Annotated in this window: 10 protein-coding genes and 1 pseudogene; 6 read left to right on the plus strand and 5 right to left on the minus strand. The window is 45.4% G+C overall.

Translation table 11 applies throughout. The annotated features are described in order from the left end of the window. Positions 1-158 precede the first annotated feature (158 nt). From IQQ51_RS10990 to IQQ51_RS11005, 4 genes are all read left to right on the plus strand, one after another. A complete protein-coding gene (locus IQQ51_RS10990) occupies positions 159-1625 on the plus strand; it encodes a glycoside hydrolase family 16 protein (protein ID WP_228012812.1) in 1467 nt (488 codons plus the stop codon). A gap of 131 nt (positions 1626-1756) precedes the next feature. Then, complete coding sequence (locus IQQ51_RS10995) at positions 1757-3865, plus strand: hypothetical protein (protein ID WP_193841078.1); 2109 nt, start codon at positions 1757-1759, stop codon at positions 3863-3865. A 167-nt stretch (positions 3866-4032) separates the two neighbouring features. After that, positions 4033-4203: a hypothetical protein gene (locus IQQ51_RS11000; RefSeq protein WP_157367667.1), complete on the plus strand. Its 171-nt coding sequence runs from the start codon at positions 4033-4035 to the stop codon at positions 4201-4203. A gap of 151 nt (positions 4204-4354) precedes the next feature. Next, on the plus strand, positions 4355-7171 hold the full coding sequence (locus IQQ51_RS11005; RefSeq protein WP_322632748.1) for a glycoside hydrolase family 3 protein: 2817 nt from the start codon (positions 4355-4357) through the stop codon (positions 7169-7171). A 150-nt stretch (positions 7172-7321) separates the two neighbouring features. On the opposite strand, the pseudogene IQQ51_RS11010 reads toward IQQ51_RS11005, so the two are convergent. The 5 genes and pseudogenes from IQQ51_RS11010 to IQQ51_RS11030 all read right to left on the minus strand — a co-directional run. Then, positions 7322-8362, minus strand: a pseudogene (locus tag IQQ51_RS11010) (family 16 glycosylhydrolase); the annotation flags it as partial. A gap of 280 nt (positions 8363-8642) precedes the next feature. Continuing rightward, positions 8643-11414: a glycoside hydrolase family 3 protein gene (locus IQQ51_RS11015; protein WP_193841080.1), complete on the minus strand. Its 2772-nt coding sequence runs from the start codon at positions 11412-11414 to the stop codon at positions 8643-8645. Positions 11415-11615: 201 nt separating this feature from the next. After that, positions 11616-13946, minus strand: coding sequence for an immunoglobulin-like domain-containing protein (locus tag IQQ51_RS11020; protein ID WP_193841081.1), 2331 nt, complete (start codon positions 13944-13946; stop codon positions 11616-11618). A gap of 215 nt (positions 13947-14161) precedes the next feature. Continuing rightward, positions 14162-16228 (minus strand): prolyl oligopeptidase family serine peptidase, encoded by a 2067-nt coding sequence (locus IQQ51_RS11025; RefSeq protein WP_193841082.1) that lies wholly within the window; start codon positions 16226-16228, stop codon positions 14162-14164. Between the two features lie 11 nt (positions 16229-16239). Continuing rightward, positions 16240-17157: a LysR family transcriptional regulator gene (locus IQQ51_RS11030; protein WP_048611944.1), complete on the minus strand. Its 918-nt coding sequence runs from the start codon at positions 17155-17157 to the stop codon at positions 16240-16242. A gap of 233 nt (positions 17158-17390) precedes the next feature. Between IQQ51_RS11030 and IQQ51_RS11035 the strand changes: the two genes are divergently transcribed. Next, positions 17391-19085 (plus strand): L-lactate permease, encoded by a 1695-nt coding sequence (locus IQQ51_RS11035; RefSeq protein ID WP_048611946.1) that lies wholly within the window; start codon positions 17391-17393, stop codon positions 19083-19085. A gap of 256 nt (positions 19086-19341) precedes the next feature. Next, positions 19342-20047: L-lactate dehydrogenase (locus IQQ51_RS26965; RefSeq protein WP_228012814.1), on the plus strand; the 706-nt coding region annotated here is incomplete at its 3' end.

Raw genomic sequence — 20047 nt, forward strand, 5'->3', positions numbered from 1 at the left:
TCTTTTTCGCTTTACCCATGTCACCACCGTTCTAACTATCACAAAGGTTCAGATCACGGGACTTGGAAAAGGTTCAACTGATTTAGGCAACAACGCCTATCGGTACTGTACTACTCTCTGGGTGTTCCAGCTCCGACTTTGTTGTACCAAAACAAACGTTGTCCGACCCAGCGTTAAAAAAAAGTGAGGGGTGGGAGTTAGTCTGGAATGATGAGTTCAGTGGCACTGAAATCGATGACTCTAAATGGACTCTCGAAGAAAACTGCTGGGGTGGTGGCAACAATGAACAGCAATGCTACACAGCAAGAGATAAAAATGCATTTGTTGAAGGTGGCGTTTTATATATTGTCGCAAATAAAGAAAACTTTTTAGGCCCTAACAACGTCGACGGCAATTATGACGATTTAAAAACCTTACCTTACACCTCTGCACGTTTACGCAGTCTCGATAAAGGCGATTGGACATATGGTCGCTTTGAAGTTAGAGCGAGAATGCCCGTAGGTCAAGGCACATGGCCTGCAATTTGGATGCTACCTTCCGATTGGGTTTATGGCACATGGGCAGCTTCTGGCGAAATCGACATTGTAGAAGCCGTTAACCTCAAGAGTAAGTCTGATATCCATGGTGATCAAAATGGACAACCAGAAACTCGTACTTATGGCACCCTGCACTACGGCGGCATGTGGCCAAATAACAAGCACTCAGGTCAAGCTTATACCGTACCTGATAATAAAAACCCGGGTGACGAATTCTACACCTACTCATTAGAGTGGGAAAAAGATGAGATGCGTTGGTATGTGGATGATGTACATTTTGCAACTCAGACATCGGATGGTTGGTACAACCTATATACAAAAGATGGTGAGAAGGTCATCGGTGTGGATGACGCCCCTTTCGAGCAAAGATTTCACCTTTTGCTAAACCTAGCGATAGGCGGATCATGGGCGGGTAACACCAATGAAAAAGGCATCGATTCTTCCGTTTTCCCGCAAGCACTTGAAGTCGACTACGTTCGTGTTTACCAATGTTCAACCGATCCAACAACAGGTCAAGGTTGTGCGACGGTTTCTGAAGACGCCGTTCATGTGAAAGGTAATAAGCCACCTATCACCGTTGAACTACCAAGTGATTACGTAACAGGCAACACAATTTCGGTTTTCGATGGTGAATTGAGTAAGTACTTACAACAAAACGAGTACGATCCACAAGGCGTGATTATGGGCTTTGACTATGTCGACGTCGACACTGATGACCGTGGCCAAGTAATGCAGGTTACGAAAACAGGTGAAACAGGCAATGTCTACTTCGCAACACCAGAGCTAGACCTCTCTTCATGGACGAAAGACGCAAAACTGGTCTTTGACATTAAAATGGAAGAAGTCACGAAAGGCGACAAGATCGTGGTGAAAATTGACAGTGGCTGGCCAAACGTGAGCGATTACTCTGTTGAGATCCCTAAAGATAACCAGTGGAATACCATCACCATTGGTCTGAATGATCTTGTGCAAAATGGCAACTCATTTGGAGTAGGAAAAGTAGATATGTCAAAGATCAAAAATCTACTGGTTCTTGATCCTCAAGGCGAAATGATTTTCCAACTCGATAATGTTCGATTCGAACGCTAATAGATAGTTTCAGCTTTCTCACGAACGCTACCCCCAACGTATCTAATTCGTTCAAATTACTATAAAGAAAGAAAGTGTTATACCTTTCTAAAAATTCGATTTGTAAGCGCTTTCTTTGAATGGAGTCTAAAATGAAACTGTACCAATATGTAGCACCAACACTGGCCGCTTTGGCTCTTGCTGGTTGTGGTGACGACCCGCTTACCGACGTAACCTCACCACCTATCGATCCACCACCTCCTGTCGTGGTTGGTGAAAGTATTTATATTCTTCATGCTACTGAAGAGATCAACCATACGTTCGAATTCTGGGACACCTGGGGAAGTGGCAGTACTTTTGCCACTGCTCAAAACAGCCAATACGGTGAAATCCTTGTGATGCAACCCGGTTCTAACTGGGGTGCACCAACGTCTAACATTGCATGGGGCGTTTCTGAAGGCAATGAAATTGATGCCGATCATATCACGCATGCGAATTTCAAGGTTCGTACCACAACAGCAAACACGGTTGAAGTGGGTATTGTAACCTTACAAGCTGAATACAAAGACAACTACCCAATATCAAACGGTACAGCCCTTTCCGATGGTTGGGTTCAAATGAAAGTCCCTGTTACACCAAATGATGAAACATCTTGGTTCTCACTGACTTTTGAAAATGCAGATCAAGTAGAGTTAGCGGACGTCTTCCTTAGCGAAGAAGTGGTTGTTCAACCGCCAACGGATGAGTTTGTACTGATCAGTTCTGGCAGTGAAGTATCGGATATTACTTTTGGTGACGATACCGTTCAAGAATGGAGCACTGGTACTGTCTTCAATGGTGATTCAAATTACTTGGGCCAAAATGCATGGAGCATTACTTCGGGCCCAAAATCACCTGAAGAAGGTAACTGGGGTGCTGTTTTAGTGTTCAACGGCGGTATTGAGCAAGATCTCAGCCGATTCACGTATTTAGATGTTGAAGTTGCAACTCTCGGTGGTTTCGAAAAATACGCCGTTACTCTAGAGGCAAACGGCGTAAGCAAAGAACTTCTTTTACCTGTTGACGATCGCATCAATGATCAATGGCAATCGGTACGACTTGATCTTAGTAGCTTCTCTTTAGAAACCTCGAACGTAAGCTCTATTGCCATAATGGGCGTGGGCGGCACTCCGGGCGTTTCTACTTTCTACGTGACAGACTATAAGTTCTTGAAAACTCAAGAGCCGACGGTTGATGACAACTTAGAAAGCCCATTCATCATTTTACACTCAAGCAGTGAAACCGGCCTAAAAGACGTCGCTTATGGCGAATGGAGCACGGGTACCGTTATCTCTTCTGGCTCGTTTGATGGCCTGCCTACATGGATCCTCGAAGAGAATGGCAGTTGGGGTGCCGTTTTGGCGATGACTAACCAAAACAATACTGAAGCTGCGCCAGTTAACCTAGTGAGCTTGGAAAACTACACTAACTTGAAGTTAAAAGTGGCCGCTGACGGTGCCTTTGACCGATTTGAAGTGTTCCTAGATACAAACGTTGATGGTAAAGCGACAAGTTCAGTGATTCCTTTTGCGTTGGACGATGCAACACAATGGAATGAAATCGATATTGACCTTAACGCTTTTGGGCTCGCACTAAGCGATATTAACCAAATTGCGGTCTACGGTGTTTACACGCCAGACACTACGGGTCAAACGTTGTATGTCACAGACTTCATTGCCTACGACACGGGTATACACCCTACTCGCGATCACAATGATTACGGTGATGCTTTTGTCATGATTTCACCGACAAGTTTAGATTCAGACCTAACTTATGATGACAGTGCTTTCCTTAATGTTGGTAACGCTGCCTTCAATGAATGGTCAACAGGGACAGACTTCGACCTAGAATCAACTTACCTAGGTAGCAATGCGTGGGAAATGACAAAAGGTGACGGTTGGGGAGCGGTTGTTGCGTTCACTGGTGATGTCTATGGTGAAATTTTGCCATTCGACTTTGATATGAACGAATACAAAAACCTGAGCTTTAAACTCGCATCGGTAGGTGCCTTATCAGACTTCAAGATTGCCTTTAATACAACCAAAGGGGCATCTTACGAAACATTGCTGGCTCCTACAGTGGGTAGCGATTGGACGACATACTCATTTGATATGACACAGCTTCCAATTGATGCTGCCGAAATTATGCAAGTTGCTGTTTTCGGTAGCAATGGCGCTGCTGGTGACAAGTTCTACCTAACCGATATGCAGTTTTCAAAATAGGCTGTTCTTGAAGCTAGGCTACGCCTAAAACTTGGCTATTCCTAAATTCAAAGCAGCCTTCAACACAAACGACGAGATCGAGTAACGCGCTCCCTCTCGTCGCTAGAATCAATGAGTCCTTACGGTGACCTAACCAAAAAAGGCCACTCCTATTCAAGGTGACGACCATGAGTTTTGATAACTACTGGAAAGATCTCGCGAGCAAATACGCCTATGCCAAATCTTTAAAAGACTTAGTCCGCTACAAGAAACGACCATTAGTCGTGCCTGCCGGTCTGCCTTTTAAAGTCACATCAGGAGCGCTCTGCGCACGAGACTACAACAAATACTACTTCTAATTGAAACTAAGCAGAGTTTCTCTTTTTTCACTCTGCTTAGTCTCCCAAAATCCTCTTAACCATTAATTAAGTCTTCGATTTGATTAATGGTTTCTAAATTTATCCATCTAAGAAAATACTGTGTCGCCTTGCGATGAACAGGAGTTTATACGTGTTTATCTATAAAAAATCGATGTTGAGCTTATGCATTTCCATAAGCTTTATTTTAGGGTGCCAAACTCCCGACCAAGCTCTCAACCAAGCAATCTCCTCCTCTGCCGAGTTCGATTCAAATGACGCTCTGCCCTACTTGAACGATTGGCAGCCGGTGAATAGCCAAATATCAAAAGACCCGCTCATAGAGGCAGAGATCAAAGCTATCGTGTCACTCATGACGCTTGAAGAGAAAGTCGGACAGATGGTTCAGCCCGATCTACGTGAAGTTACGCCAGCTGAAGCACAAAAGTACAAACTAGGCTCCATTTTAAACGGCGGGGGTGGTTTCCCCGACGACGACAAGTATGCGTCGGCAAAACGGTGGGCCAATGAAGCGGACAAATTCTGGCTAGCACTTGAACAAAGTTATGAAGGCCGAGGGTTTCGCATTCCGTTCATGTGGGCCACAGATGCCGTCCATGGTCATAACAATGTTTTTGGAGCGACACTCTTCCCACATAACATTGGTTTAGGGGCAGCTCGTAATCCAGAGTTAATTGAAAAAATAGGCGTCGCTACCGCCCGTGAAGTGGCTGCAACCGGCTTAGATTGGACTTTTGCACCCACCGTTGCTACTCCGAGAGACTATCGCTGGGGGCGAGTCTACGAAGGGTATTCTGAAGATCCTGAAATCGTTTACCAATACGCCAAACGCATGGTAACGGGTATTCAAGGCGGAGAAAGTGGCCTTAAGGGAGACACTCATGTGATCTCAAACGTCAAACACTGGATTGGTGATGGCGGCACACTCAATGGTGTTGACCACGGTGAGAACCGTTACACAGAAGAATACCTTCGCAATATTCACGCTATGGGGTATGTCGGGGGCTTAAGCTCTGGCGCGCAAGTGGTGATGTCTTCATTTAACTCTTGGTGGAACCCTAATAACTACGATCCAATGAGTAGCGACAAAGCCAATACGTCCGATCAACCGTACATGAGCAACCAAAAAATTCATGGTTCTGAATACCTGATTGCAGACGTACTCAAAGGAAAAATGGCCTTTGATGGCATTGTTGTCACAGATTGGAATGGGCAAGGTGAAATCAATGGCTGCACAGCCGCAAATTGCCCACAAGCCGTTATCGCGGGTAATGACGTATTCATGATCACCGCGCGTGAAGACTGGCAAGCGTTCTATCACAATGTCATTGAGCAGGTGAACTCAGGGGTGATTCCAATGTCACGCATTGATGATGCCGTCACTAGGATATTACGAGTTAAGAAACGCGCTAATTTATGGAACAAGCCAATGCCCTCTTTGCGCTCTTTAGCCGGAAAACAAGAGGTATTAAGCGCTCCAGAACATGTTTCTTTGGCTCGCCAAGCGGTGTCAGAGTCATTGGTACTGCTTAAAAACAACGACGCACTTCCGTTATCGACAAGCGACCGTTTCTTGGTTGTAGGCTCTGCCGCGAATGATATTACGAAGCAAACAGGTGGGTGGTCGTTGTCTTGGCAAGGCGATGGCAACACCATTGAAAAAGACTTTCCAAATGCACAGACACTATTAATGGCGATGAAATCTGTTGTAGGTCCTGACAATGTGACGACCGAGATATCCAATGCTAGCCCGGAAGACACAACCGCCGTTGTAATTATCGGTGAGGATCCTTACGCAGAGATGTTTGGTGACATCAGCCGAACACAAACTTTAGAATTCGCCAAGCTTAAGCCTTCTTACAAAAATGATTTAGAGACGATTCGAACTCTGAAAAGCCAAGGGTACAAGGTTGTGACCATTTTTTACTCCGGTCGCCCGCTCTATGTCAACGAAGAGATCAATCTATCTAACGCTTTTGTCGCTGCATGGCTCCCCGGCACTGAAGGCTTAGGGATCACCGATGTGCTCTTCGCAAACCAAGGCCAAGACTTCAAAGGAACGCTGAGCTATTCATGGGGAGCAAAAAAATGTTCGACCACCATTAATCGCAATGCTCCGAACATTCCTAATTACCAAACTCCGATCGACGGGATTACTGGCAACCTCATTGAACAGGATACCATGGGTGAACATCAGCCCCTTTTCCCTTATGGATATGGGCTCAACTATAAAGATCAAAAAGAGATTAAGGCTCGTTATGACGATCTAGATAATATTCCGCTCGATCCGAGAGACTACGGGTGTGGCATGTCAGAACCTGACAATGGCATTGCGCAAGTCGCACTGGAAGTCTTTGGTAAAGACGCTAAAGGTGAATTTACTGCAAGAATGTCTGGCGCTGCCAATAATTGGGAATCACTTGCCGTGACCAAGGGCACAACGTCGATAGGCTCACTCACTACAACCGGTATTAACTATAACGGAATGCAGCAATCGGCTCTCAACGTTAAGTTTTTAAGTTCTGAAGAATCGTTTAATGAGCGCCCTGCCGCCCAATTGTATATGCAGACTCCCGATAAAAAAGGAGCAGACTACAACCGCTATACTAACGCAAACTCCACTCTAGAGTTTGATATTCGAATGAAGACTCAGGCACCAGAGAGCATGACTCTAGCGACACATTGTGAATGGCCATGTATCGGTGAATTACAAATCAACCGAGTATTACCAGAACCTTCAGAACAGTGGACAACCGTTAAAGTGCCTCTACAGTGTTTCGAGCAGGCAGGAATGTCATTTCAAAGGATGAGCACGCCATTTTTGATGTTCAGTGAACAAAGCGTAGAGTTTGATCTGGGCAGAGTTCGAATTGTGCCAAATTCAAGTGGCACACCAGAAGATGCGGTTGACTGCAGTGAGGTGCTAGGGTCTGTTGACCTAAACAACTAAATAGGTTGAACTTAGCAAAAAAAATGGTGTGGCTTATCTCTAAGCCACACCACCTTTCTATAAACTTTATTTCTAACTTCGTCTTCTATTAACAGCTCTTTATATAGGCTTTTATTCCATAAACCATTCTTATATTAACTGCCTTCCCTATGGTGCGGCATGCCCTGGAACAAGAACCGCATCAGGAGAAACCGAAGCGCAGCCTTGGCCAGTCACGGTATTCGATTGACACTCATATACACGAACGTAATCTACAACCATTATTTGAGGGAAAACAGACTCATCAATGCCTTTATCATTTGTGTTGCCGGCCCATGCCCCACCAACCGCGAGATTAAGCAGTAGGTGAAATCTCTGATTGTAAGGCGCGTCCTCTTCTCCAATCACTACTTGCCCATTTTCGGTATATTGGCTGTACCAACCACTTGAACGCTGAGTAGCATAGTGAACGCCATCAACATACCAGCGAATTTCGCCCTTCTCCCACTCTAAAGCGTAAGTATGAAAATCATCTGCAGGGTTGACGTTGCCCGGCATGTAATACTCTTCTCCCGATTCCACATTATTAGGCCAAGCCGCACCGTAATGAAGCGTCCCATACACGCGTCTTTCAGGAGTGCCACCAATCAAGCCACCAGCGTCTGAAGGTGCCTTCAAGTTGACGGCTTCAACAATGTCAATCTCACCTGAAGCTGCCCAACCGCCGTACACATAGTCTGTTGGCAACATCCAGATTGCAGGCCAAGTGCCTTGCCCGTAGGGAAGCTTTGCTCTAATTTCAAAACGACCATACTGCCAATCACCTTTATTCATCGTACGTAGACGAGCAGAAGTGTATGGCAATGTCGTTGTGTCGCTCCAATCACCCTCGGGGTTATTTGGCCCAGTAAATGTTTCTTGTTTTGCGAGAATATAAAGCTTGCCGTCATCTAGGTATGAGTTATCGGCACGGTCGGTATAGCATTGCTGCTCTCCATTACCACCTCCCCAACAGTTGACTTCGAAACCCCACCTGGTTTTATCGATCTCAGTGCCTGAGAACTCATCACTCCACACCATTGTCCACCCATTGGCATCAGGTTGTGTTGGAGTGCTTGGTGAATCAGAACCGCTGTTACAACCAGCAATAAATGCGCCGCTACACAGTGCGGCTAAAGTTAATTTTTTGGTATTTTTATTTGTGTTCGACATAATGCAACTTAAAATATGTTAATTTTGAAAGCGCTTTCAATTTATCATGACTGCTTTATTCAATCACAAAATAGCGGCCACTTTGTGATGACCTAACGTGATTGAAGTCACACGAAAATTTGAATTTCACCTTATATAAAAAAATATGCAGCGTTAAAAACGCTGCATATTAATAATGTAAACTTATGTGCATTAGGTTCAATAAAACGAATCTAATTTAATCTACGTTTAATTGAACAAATCTAAGCTAGGCTAGGCTAGGCTAGGCTAGGCTAGGCCATCAACATTTTCGAAACTCTAACTCGTGCACTGTTGCTCCTGCTTTAACAAAGTCTATACACACGTGATAGTAACCTTGCTCCAAGTACAATTTAGAACCTTCAATATTCGCAAGTTCTCCATCAGTCCCATGGATAGACAGAGACATACAAAACTCATCATTCAAGCTTAAAGCACAAGAGGATTGCGCCAATGATGGCCTGTCGTAGCTCATGCTGGCTGCGATTTGATAAGTTGCCGGTGTTGCAACCTCAATAACAAAGCTCGTATTACTGTTTGCATTCAGTGGCGGTATTGCATCTACCGTAATTGCGTTGCTTCCGAAATACTCATGAAAAGGGTTCACCGACTTTACCGCTTCATAGCGTTCAACTGGGCGATCCATTGCAGGCGTATCCAAAATAAAGCGACAAATATTCATGACACTTCGCTGCAATTCACCCAGCGTCAGCGTACCTTGCTCTATCGCCGTCAGGGTATCGTCTCCTGCTACGTTCGTGGCTGCACCATCATTTTCAACAACCATATACAGATCGTTCTGAGCTCGGATCATGTAAGAGGTGTGGACTTTATCCTCAACCCCACCGTCAACGGGGTGATTCATTTTCGCCCACCAATCGGTCATAACGATGCCTTTAAAGCCCCACTCATTACGCAACACGCTTGTATTAAGGTCATAATTTGACGCCCCCCAATGACCGTTAACAGGGTTATAGCAAGTCATAATGGTTGTCGCGCCCCCATATTTCACAGCCATTTCAAACGGCTTAATGTGGACTTCTCTGATTGCGCGTTCAGACATAACGCTGTCTACATCCATTCGCCCCGTTTCTTGGTCGTTTGCTGCAAAATGCTTGAGCGTACCAGTAACACCTGCTTGTTTTAACCCGCTAACTTGCGCGACCGCGATAGTGCCTGTGAGGTATGGGTCCTCTGAAAAATATTCAAAGTTTCGACCATTTAAAGGATGTCGATGAATATTTATTCCCGGACCAAGCAATGTATCAATTTGATACGCGCGCAGCTCTTTACCAATCCAATAAAACAATTGTTCGTTTAATTGTGGGTTCCAAGTACAACCTAACAGTGTACCAATTGGCACCTGTGTCGCTTGGTGACCACTGTCCATACGAATACCAGAAGGGCCGTCAGCGGCTGCAACAGCGGGGATCCCAAAATCGGTCAAATCATCCGATATTCCACCAAATGCCGCGGCAGTACCGGGCGCGACTTTCGGGCTACACATGCCTTCACCACGAATAATGGTCGCCAGTTGTGGTAGCGATAGTTGAGCCACAAACTGCTCTAGCGCTGCCTCGCCAGATTTTACGTCTTGCAGTTTTACTCCAATGTCTCCCGTTATCGCTAATTCCTGCGGTAAATTGGATTCAATTCGGTCTAACAAAGAGACACTGCACTGAGGTACAGGCTCAAAAGCGACATCATATTGGCCATCAGAACAACCTTTAGGCTTCATTCGTTCAAATGAACGCGAAGGGGCTAACGCTTCTTGGCAGTCTTGCGTCACTATAAGCGAGGACACATGATACCTATGCGCTAGTTTCGCTGTGTCACGAACACTTGCCCCAATATGGAAGTAGTAGTCGCCGGGTTCCAATACATAACAGCTTTTGTGGCCCGTGGCACCGCTGTCGTCATACGATGCTAAATCACGAACAGGGATAGAAATAGTATGGGTTTCAGATACTCCTGGATTGAGCTCTGAGGTTTTGACAAAGCCAACAAGCGTACGAGCCGGTTTACCCAGTTTTCCTTGCGGCGCTTCTAAATACACTTGAACGACGTCTTTTCCTGCGTAAAGCTCCCCGATATTGGTGACCTTCACAGAAACTCGCACTACTGACTTTTTACCTTGCCCTACAATGTCAAAACCGACTAGATCTTGTTGGAAACGGGTATAAGACAAACCAAAGCCAAATTCAAACTGAACAGCGCTAGGCTTAAAAGTCTCAAAATACCGATACCCAACGTAAATATCCTCGGCATAACAGTTGTAGTCTGAACGCCCAAAATTTGCGGAAGAAGGATAATCACACAAATCGTAGGCTATGGTATCGGTCATCTTTCCTGAAGGAGAAACGTTACCTGATAACACATCAGCTAAAGCATGCCCTCCCTCCATACCTGAAGCCCAGCAATAGAGTGCTGACTTAATAACGTGTCGATTTTCAAGTGTCACCAACCAAGACATATCCATCACATTGGTGGTATTCATTACCACAATGACTTTAGAGAAATGCTGGGTAACCTTCTTCAACATGCTCATTTCAATGTCAGTCATTTTATAACTGCCAGGAAGATCGGCATTATCTTGATCTTCACCCGCGGTGCGACCAACAATAAAAACCGCTTTATTCGATTCCGTTGAAGCAAGAGCCACATCTTCATCACTGAGTAACATTTCTTCTTGATACCAAGGCTCAGCTGCCCAGCCACCTCCGCCATCATCAAACGGATTTTCCTTGACCCATTGTAGATAACGTTCGGCTAAGTTCTCGTTCAGATGAATCATGTCATTGTCTTGAAATCCTTTGATGATCGAGACTGCATATCTAACGTTAACCGCCCCACCCGATCCTGTACCACTACGGTAAGTATCTAACTGACAACGACCAAATACAGCCAAGTTATCACTGTGTTTAATAGGCAATACTGCTTCATCATTTTTCAATAACACGATGCCTTCCGCAGCAGCTTGTCTGCTAATTGGGGCTAGCCTATTCTGAACGTCTAATAAATTGTCTCTGTCCATGAACTTTATCTCCGAGGTACTCATGACTGTCAGTATTTGATTACAATTGAATATTGGTCACGCAAACGTATAGTAAAGTCTCTTCTTACAAGAAAAATCAGCTTTAATATAAACTCGTGTTTTTAATTAACAGTGTTAATTGATGTTGTTCATTAAATTAGCCCCTTGATCGTTCATCAAGAGGCTAGATTTATAGAACAGTTAGAATGTTGCTGGTTTGATTGCTATGTCATCTAGGTAGATCTCTTGTCCAGGAGGACCAGCTACAAGCAATTCAATTGAAATCGAATCGGCATGTTGGCCTAGAGTCCATGGGATCTCGACCTCTGTCCAATCTGAACTTACCGACCAGTACTCTTCCCATTTAGATTCAGCAGGTAAACCTGAGCCATCTGGAGATTCTGTATGTAAACCAACTTTGAATACGCCACCTTCAGTGAATGCGCCCTTCATCTTAAGCGATACGACCAACTGGTCACCTGGCTGAACTGAACCTTGACCAAAGCGCTCTTGCTTCAATACACCCGTTGTGTATTTTACAGCGCCATCAACAATGACAGGGTCGACACCTGCAAACTGTAACCAACCGTCAAGGCCTGAAGAGAAATCGCCATTCGTGACTAGGTTGTCGACATCTTCTGTAGACAACACATAAACCGTTCTTTCAGCAACAGACTCATTGCCATCAGAATCCTCAACTGTGTATGTCACAGTGTGAGTTCCTACTTCTGCAGTGCTAAAATCATCACCCGTTACAACAACAGACGCTGTAATGTCACCATCCACGTTGTCGTTAACAACATATCCAGGCTCAACATATATTTCACCGACAGACATACGTACATCACTGCCTGTCAAAGTAATCACAGGCGCAATCATATCGGCAGTAATCACTTCGATTGAGATATTATCAAGTGTGATAGGCGTGGCAGCACCGCCACCAATCGCGAAAATCAAATCGACTGGTTTCGCTGCATTTTCATTGGCTGTAAATTGAACACTATAGTTATCAACTTCAGTAGAGATACCAACCGTTGTGTCATCCATTACAGGAAGGTACCAAGGGTCTGTTGTAAGCAGTTGTCCAACCTGAAGTACGATATTTCGAGCCTCACCCGCCTTTGCATCAAAAGTCACAATATAAGCCTGACCTTGCTCTAGCTCGACACCAGATTGAACGAAGCGTGGTTGCCATGTTGCCCCAGGCGTAAACTCAGAAATAACCAATTGGCCTTCTACAATTTCTAGTTTGCCTTCACCTTCTTGAAGAACCCATTCACTACCTATTGAAGTAGAAAAGTCACCATTCACGATCAGGTTTTCGGATACGACTGACTCATAGACTGTTACAGTTCTTTCTGCTGTTCCAGTATTGTTTGAGCTGTCAGTTGCCGTGTAAGTGATTGTGTAATTACCAATGGTATGAACATCAACTTCACCAGAAATAGTAATATCTTTGATTTCACCATCAACGTCATCATTCGCGGTTGCACCAAGCTCAACATATTCACCATCAAGCTCAACACGCACCGTTGATGCACCATTCAATGTTAATTCTGGTGGCGTTATATCATTTTCAAGATCAGGAGCCGCTTCAATAATGACGGTTCGTGTAACAGGCTTACCGACGTTACCTGTCGTGTCGACTGCGCTGTAAGTGATCTGATAGGTATCGTTTTTATCTGCATCAACTTCACCTGAATCACCATAGGTCTTTTTAACGACGATTTCGGTTGTGTCATCCTGATTATCTGTTACTGAATAACCTGGGTCTTCAAAAGTATCAACAGCATCTGGATAGTTAAGCTGAGTGATTAATGCACCACCAATAAGAGTTAACTGAGGCCCTTCTGAGTCTCGATATTCAGGGTAAACCGCGACGTTATCAACGTTATAAACGGTTGCATCAGTGTTTGGGTACATCTTGATGGCCGTGATAGTGGTAAGTTCAGCGTTGCTTTTCAACAACTCTGATTTTGTAAAGACAAAGTGGCTCCACTCTGCTGTTGGCTCTGCGGCAAAATCCATTGTCGTTATGATATCTGCGCCGCTAGAGTCCTGTCCTTCAACTAAAAATGTCCATTTAGCCGCAGTATCGCTGTATTGCGCAATAGAACCAGACGATGATGCAATATTAGCCGCTCCTACCATGCGTATGTCGAACTCGATGGTAGATGCGTCAGGAAGGCTGCTAAATGCTAGGTTACCTAAATCAAAGCCGGCAACTAGGCCCGCATTGTCAGCCGTCGTGAACTGTACAACATTTCGTGTTGAGCTTGTTCGCGTCGCAACATCAGAAGTCACAATTGGTGTGTGTGCATTCGTTGGAACAACAAATTTTGGTTGTTCTCCATCTTCGCCGCTAAATACACCTTGTGTTGGCGATATATGGAAACCTTGGTCTGCAACATACTCTTCCGAAGGTGACGGCGTCGTTACTACCGTATCGTTATCATCACAACCCACTAGTGCCAGACCTAGAGCTACACACATAGCGATATTAGATAGTCTAAATTTACCTTTTGTTTCCATACATAACCTCATTGACTTGACATATCGCCCCCAAACAAAGAAAGCGCTTTCTTTATTTGAATATTCACACACTGGAGGATGAGATAACAACAGGATAGTTATATTTGTTTAAACGACGTCACAGATACCCGATCAGGAAAACCTCTTTTAGTGATCTACCTTCTCAAATATGAATAAGTACCAAGTAATACTGCGAAATTTGCCTAATTAACCACTTATGATTCGTTTACTTGTTCAGTTGTTACCCCCATATTGAACAGAGTAAATGCGTAGATATCGGCGGTTAAATCGATCGCTTTGCTGAGCGGCATTCCGGCGCCATGGCCCGCATTAACATCAATACGAATCATCACGGGTGCGCCACCTTCATGCTTATCTTGCAGCTCTGCAATGAACTTATAAGAGTGAGCAGGCACCACGCGGTCATCGTGATCAGCCGTCGTAACAAGAGTCGCCGGATAATCAACGCCACGCACCACATTGTGAACGGGAGAATAGCCAAGCAGGTATTCGAACATCTCTTTGTTTTGTGCTGATGTGCCGTAGTCGTACGCCCAGCCTTCACCAGACGTGAATGTGTGGTAACGCAACATGTCCAACACCCCAACCGCAGGCAGAGCCACTTGGAACAGCTCAGGCCTTTGTGTCATGCAAGCGCCTACTAGCAAACCTCCGTTAGAACCGCCGCGGATCGCTAACGTATCACTGCTGGTGTAGTTTTCTTCGATTAAGAACTCCGCAGCAGCAATGAAGTCGTCAAATACGTTTTGCTTTTGCTGCTGAGTACCAGCTTTGTGCCATGCCTTACCGTATTCACCGCCGCCACGTAAGTTAGGCACGGCATACACACCACCAAGTTCTAACCAACTGCCTACCGTACCAGAGAAAGAAGGGGTTAGGCTCACGTTAAAGCCGCCATAGGCGTACAACATGGTTGGGTTACTACCGTCTAGTTTTAATCCCTTTTTGTAAGAGATAAGCATCGGAACCTGAGTGCCATCTTTTGAGGTATAGAAGACCTGTTTAGACTCAAATTTATCCGATTCAAACGGTGACTCAGATCGCTGATAGATTTCAGAACTGCCAGTTTCGACATCGAATGAGAAAATCGTTGGCGGCGTGACATAATTGGTAAAGGTGTAATAAAGCTGGGTTTGTTCTTTTTTACCACCTAAGCCACTGGCCGTTCCCATCCCAGGCATGTGAAGTTCTCGAACTAAGTTACCTTGGTAATCAAGCTGATCGATTTTAGACACCACATCGACCATGTAATGAGCAAACAAGTAACCACCACCAGTGCTGATGTCCAATGGCTGTGGCTTCTCAGGGATGATATCAAGCCACTTTCCATCGCGAGTATCAAAGCTCACCACCTTGCCGTTTGGCGCATCTAAGTTGGTATATAAGATGAAGACTTGGTCTTGGTTATCGATGAGGTAAGTGTCGCTATCAACATGGTCAATCAGCGTGTTCAACGATTGCGCCTCTGAATCTAAATCGATATAGAACAGTCTGTTACCTGATGTCGACTCTTTCCCAAGAATAATTAAGTAACGATCGTCTTCCGTGGTGTAGCCCGACACATAACGGTGTTGTTCAACGTTGCTCTCACCAAAGATTACCTTGTCGCTAGCTTGCTCTGTACCCAACTCATGGAAGTACAGCTTGTGTTGCTCAGTACGAGCAGAGAGCTGGCTGCCGTCTGGCTTGTCGTAGCTAGAGTAATAAAAGCCGCGATTACCCAACCAAGAAATACCGGTAAATTTGGCGTCAGTGATTTCGGCTTCAAGCGGCTGTTTAGTCTCGGTATCAATCACGAAGATCTTGCGCCAGTCGCTACCACCTTCAGAAATGCTGTACGCCACTAAGTTGTAGTCTTTAGAAAACGACACAGAACCTAGAGATGTAGTGCCGTCTTCCGAGAAGGTATTCGGGTCTAAGAAGACTTCAACCTCCTGCCCCTCTTTCTGACGATAGAGAATGCTGTGGTTCTGCAGACCATCGTTTTTATAGAAGTAGGTGTACTCACCTCGAACAAACGGCTGCGAGCTCTTTTTGTAGTCTTGCGCTTTCGCCAGTCTTTCTCGCAGTTCTGCGCGATACGGGATTTGAGCAAGGTAATCGAACGTGACCTCATTTTGACTCGCTACCCACTGCGCGGTTTCGTCACTTCTGTCGTCTTCTAACCAACGGTACGGGTCTTCGATTATCTGGCCAAAATAGTCATCGCTGACGATCTGTTTGTTGGTGACTGGATATTGATACTCTTTTAAATAGCTCATCGTGATCCTTATTAAAAATAATGTGAAATCGTCAGATAACGCGTTCTGATGTGTTCAATCAATAACTTAATCTTGTTCGGTGGTTGGCGCGTAAAGGGGTACACCGCATAAATACCGAGCTTCTTGCCAACTAAGTCAGGGAAGATATCCACCAGCTGGCCGTTACGAATGTCGTGATAAACCAGACAACGTGGTACGTACGCGACCCCATGACCGCCCAACGCCGCCTTTCTTAATGCCGTCGCGTTGTCGGTAGAAAATGAACCCGAGACACGCACGATGTATTTGTCGTTGTCAGTACATCCGTCTTTACTATGCAGGAACTGCCATTCACTGGCACCCGTTGTTTGATATGCGTATTGCAGGCAGTTATGTTGCACTAAGTCTTTAGGCAGCATCGGCTTACCGTTCTTAGCAATATAAGATGGCGAAGCGCACACCACCCATTGTGAATCCAATATATGACGAGCAATGAGGCTTGAATCTTCTAGGTAACCAGTACGAATCACCAAGTCCAAGCCATCCTCAACCAAGTCGACAAAGCGATTGTTCAGAGACATATCGACCGTTAAACCTGGATGCATATTACAAAACTCAGCCACCGCGTCTGCGAGAATCAAATCTCCGGAGATAGTAGGCACTGACATTTTGATATGACCACTGACATTTTCACCAAAGCCTGAAACTGCATCCATAGCCTCTTGAGCTGCCTGCTTCACATTTTTGGCTCCGTGTAACATTGCCTTGCCCGCCTCAGTCAGGGTCAATTTACGCGTGGTTCGATATAATAATTGCACGCCAATCTCTTCCTCTAAACGCGCAATTCTTTTACTAACTACCGAATTTGTAAGGTTATTTTGCTCTGCTACCTTACTAAAACTGCCCAGTTCTACCACCTGTGAAAACAGGATCAAATCGTCTGCTCGCATCTGATTATGCCAATTTTGGAATTAATTATTTTCATTATTTCCCTATATCAATAAAAAATAAAGGGGTAAATTCACGCCAAATTAACAAAACAATTACAAAAACAGTCATTCCAATTACAAGAGTCGCCCAAACAAGGTTCCCGTTTAGAGGCCAAAGCGATTCAAATAATGACAAACCATAACGTGATCTTTACTTCAAACATGAACGTTTGAAAACAGTACGAGGAAGTACCATGAGTGAAACTCTACTAGCCCTATTGGCATTTTCACCAATAGTTGTTGCAGCGATTCTGCTGGTTGGCCTTAACTGGCCTGCAAAAAAAGCGATGCCTGTGGCATTTGCCTTAACGGTTGCTATCGCCCTACTTGCTTGGGACATGTCTGGCACTCGCGTGCTGGCTTCAGTATTCCAAGGCTTCGGCATTACCGTGTCGGTTCTCTGGATTGTGTTCGGCGCCATCTTCTTATTAAACACTTTGAAACACACCGGAGCCATCACCACTATCCGCAACGGATTCACTGATATATCCGCTGACCGTCGTGTTCAGGCAATCATCATTGCTTGGTGTTTCGGTTCATTCATTGAGGGCGCATCTGGCTTCGGCACTCCTGCTGCCATCGCTGCACCACTTCTGGTTGCTATCGGCTTCCCTGCGCTTGCTGCGGTACTGATGGGCATGATGATCCAATCTACGCCAGTATCATTCGGCGCGGTTGGTACACCTATCATCGTTGGTGTGAACAAAGGTTTGGACACGCACAACATCGGTGAAAGCCTGATTGCTCATGGCTCAACATGGGATGCTTACCTGCAACAAATCACGTCAAGCGTTGCGCTGATTCATGCTTCTGTTGGTGTGATGATGCCTGTATTGATGGCAATGATGCTGACTCGCTTCTTTGGTAAGAACAAAAGTTGGACTGAAGGTTTAGATATCCTGCCGTTCGCACTGTTCGCAGGTGCTGCTTTCACTATTCCTTACGCATTAACGGGCGTTTTCCTAGGCGCAGAATTCCCATCATTGATTGGTGGTCTGGTTGGCCTAGCAATTGTGGTTACTGCAGCAAAACGTGGCTTCCTCGTACCAAAATCAAAATGGGATTTCGAGAGCGAAGACAAGTGGCCAGCAGAATGGCTAGGTTCTCTGAAAATCGATCTTGATGACACTAAGCAAGGTCATAAGAAAATGAGCATGGCAATGGCATGGGCACCTTACGTGCTGCTTGCTGTCACTCTAGTTGCTAGCCGTGTGAGCCCTGAGTTCAAAGGCCTACTTAAGAGCGTGAGCCTATCGTTCAGCAACATCCTTGGCGAGACTGGCGTAAGCACTGCGATTCAACCTCTGTATCTACCTGGCGGTATCTTGGTCTTCGTCGCGCTGGTTGCGGTTCTAATGCAATCTCGCAGCGCAGCACCACTGGCTAAAGCCTTTGGTGAGTCAAGTAAAACACTGATTGGTGCAGGCTTTGTGTTGGTGTTCACCATCCCAATGGTGCGTATCTTTATTAACTCTGGTGTGAACGGCGCTGATTTGGCAAGTATGCCGGTAACGACTGCGAACTTTGCAGCTGACCTAGTTGGCGGCGCATTCCCAGCGTTAAGTGCAACGGTGGGTGCGTTAGGTGCCTTCATTGCAGGTTCGAACACAGTTTCAAACATGATGTTCAGCCAATTCCAGTTTGAAGTGGCACAAACTCTGACTATCTCTAGTGCGGTGGTTGTCGCTCTGCAAGCGGTTGGTGCAGCAGCAGGTAACATGATTGCGATTCACAACGTAGTAGCGGCATCGGCAACGGTAGGTTTACTAGGGCGTGAAGGTGCAACGCTACGTAAGACTATCATCCCAACGTTCTACTACTTGGTGATGACAGGAATCATCGGCCTAGTGGTTATCTACGGCTTCAAAATGACAGACGCACTTATGTAAACCATAAGTCGTTACACAAGCACTTGGCGTTAATACTCAATTCCCCGACTGCAACACCGTCTAATAAGACAGTTGATGAGTTTAGGAATGGATACTAAAACACATCAACACCCTCGGGTATTAGCGCCATTTTATTGCTTTGCAGTTTTACAGTTTTACAGTTTAAGAAAAACAGAACACTGACTTTCAAGAATTAAAGCAGCCCAAACCAAGCTCTCATAGAAGAGCAACATCCCAAGAATTTAGGACTGAAATTATGATCATATCCGCATCGACTGATTACCGCGCCGCAGCAAAATCGAAATTGCCACCGTTTCTTTTCCACTACATTGACGGCGGTTCTTACGGAGAACATACCCTACGCCGCAACACGGCCGATCTGGCAGAGATCGCGCTCAAGCAGCGTGTGCTTAATGACATGTCGGACCTAAATTTGGAAACCGAGTTGTTTGGCGAAAAGCTCGCAATGCCAATCGCACTGGCTCCTGTTGGTTTAACAGGTATGTACGCACGACGTGGTGAAGTACAAGCAGCAAAAGCCGCCGACAACAAAGGCATTCCTTTTACCATGTCGACGGTATCGGTATGCCCGATTGAAGAAGTCGCACCTAAGATTGAACGCCCAATGTGGTTTCAGCTTTACGTATTAAAAGATCGCGGCTTCATGAAGAACGTTCTTGAACGCGCAAAAGCCGCTGGCGTAACAACGCTGGTCTTCACCGTGGATATGCCAGTACCCGGCGCTCGCTACCGTGACATGCACTCAGGAATGAGTGGTCCGAACGCAGCAATGCGTCGTGTATTTCAATCAATGCGTCATCCTAGCTGGGCAGTTGATGTTGGTTTACTCGGCAAGCCTCACGATCTTGGCAACATCTCTACTTACCGCGGTTCACCGACCAAACTGGAAGACTACATCGGTTGGTTGGGTGACAACTTCGACCCGTCGATTTCATGGCAAG

The sequence above is a fragment of the Vibrio sp. OPT18 genome (assembly GCF_015163615.1).
Lineage (GTDB): Bacteria > Pseudomonadota > Gammaproteobacteria > Enterobacterales > Vibrionaceae > Vibrio > Vibrio coralliirubri.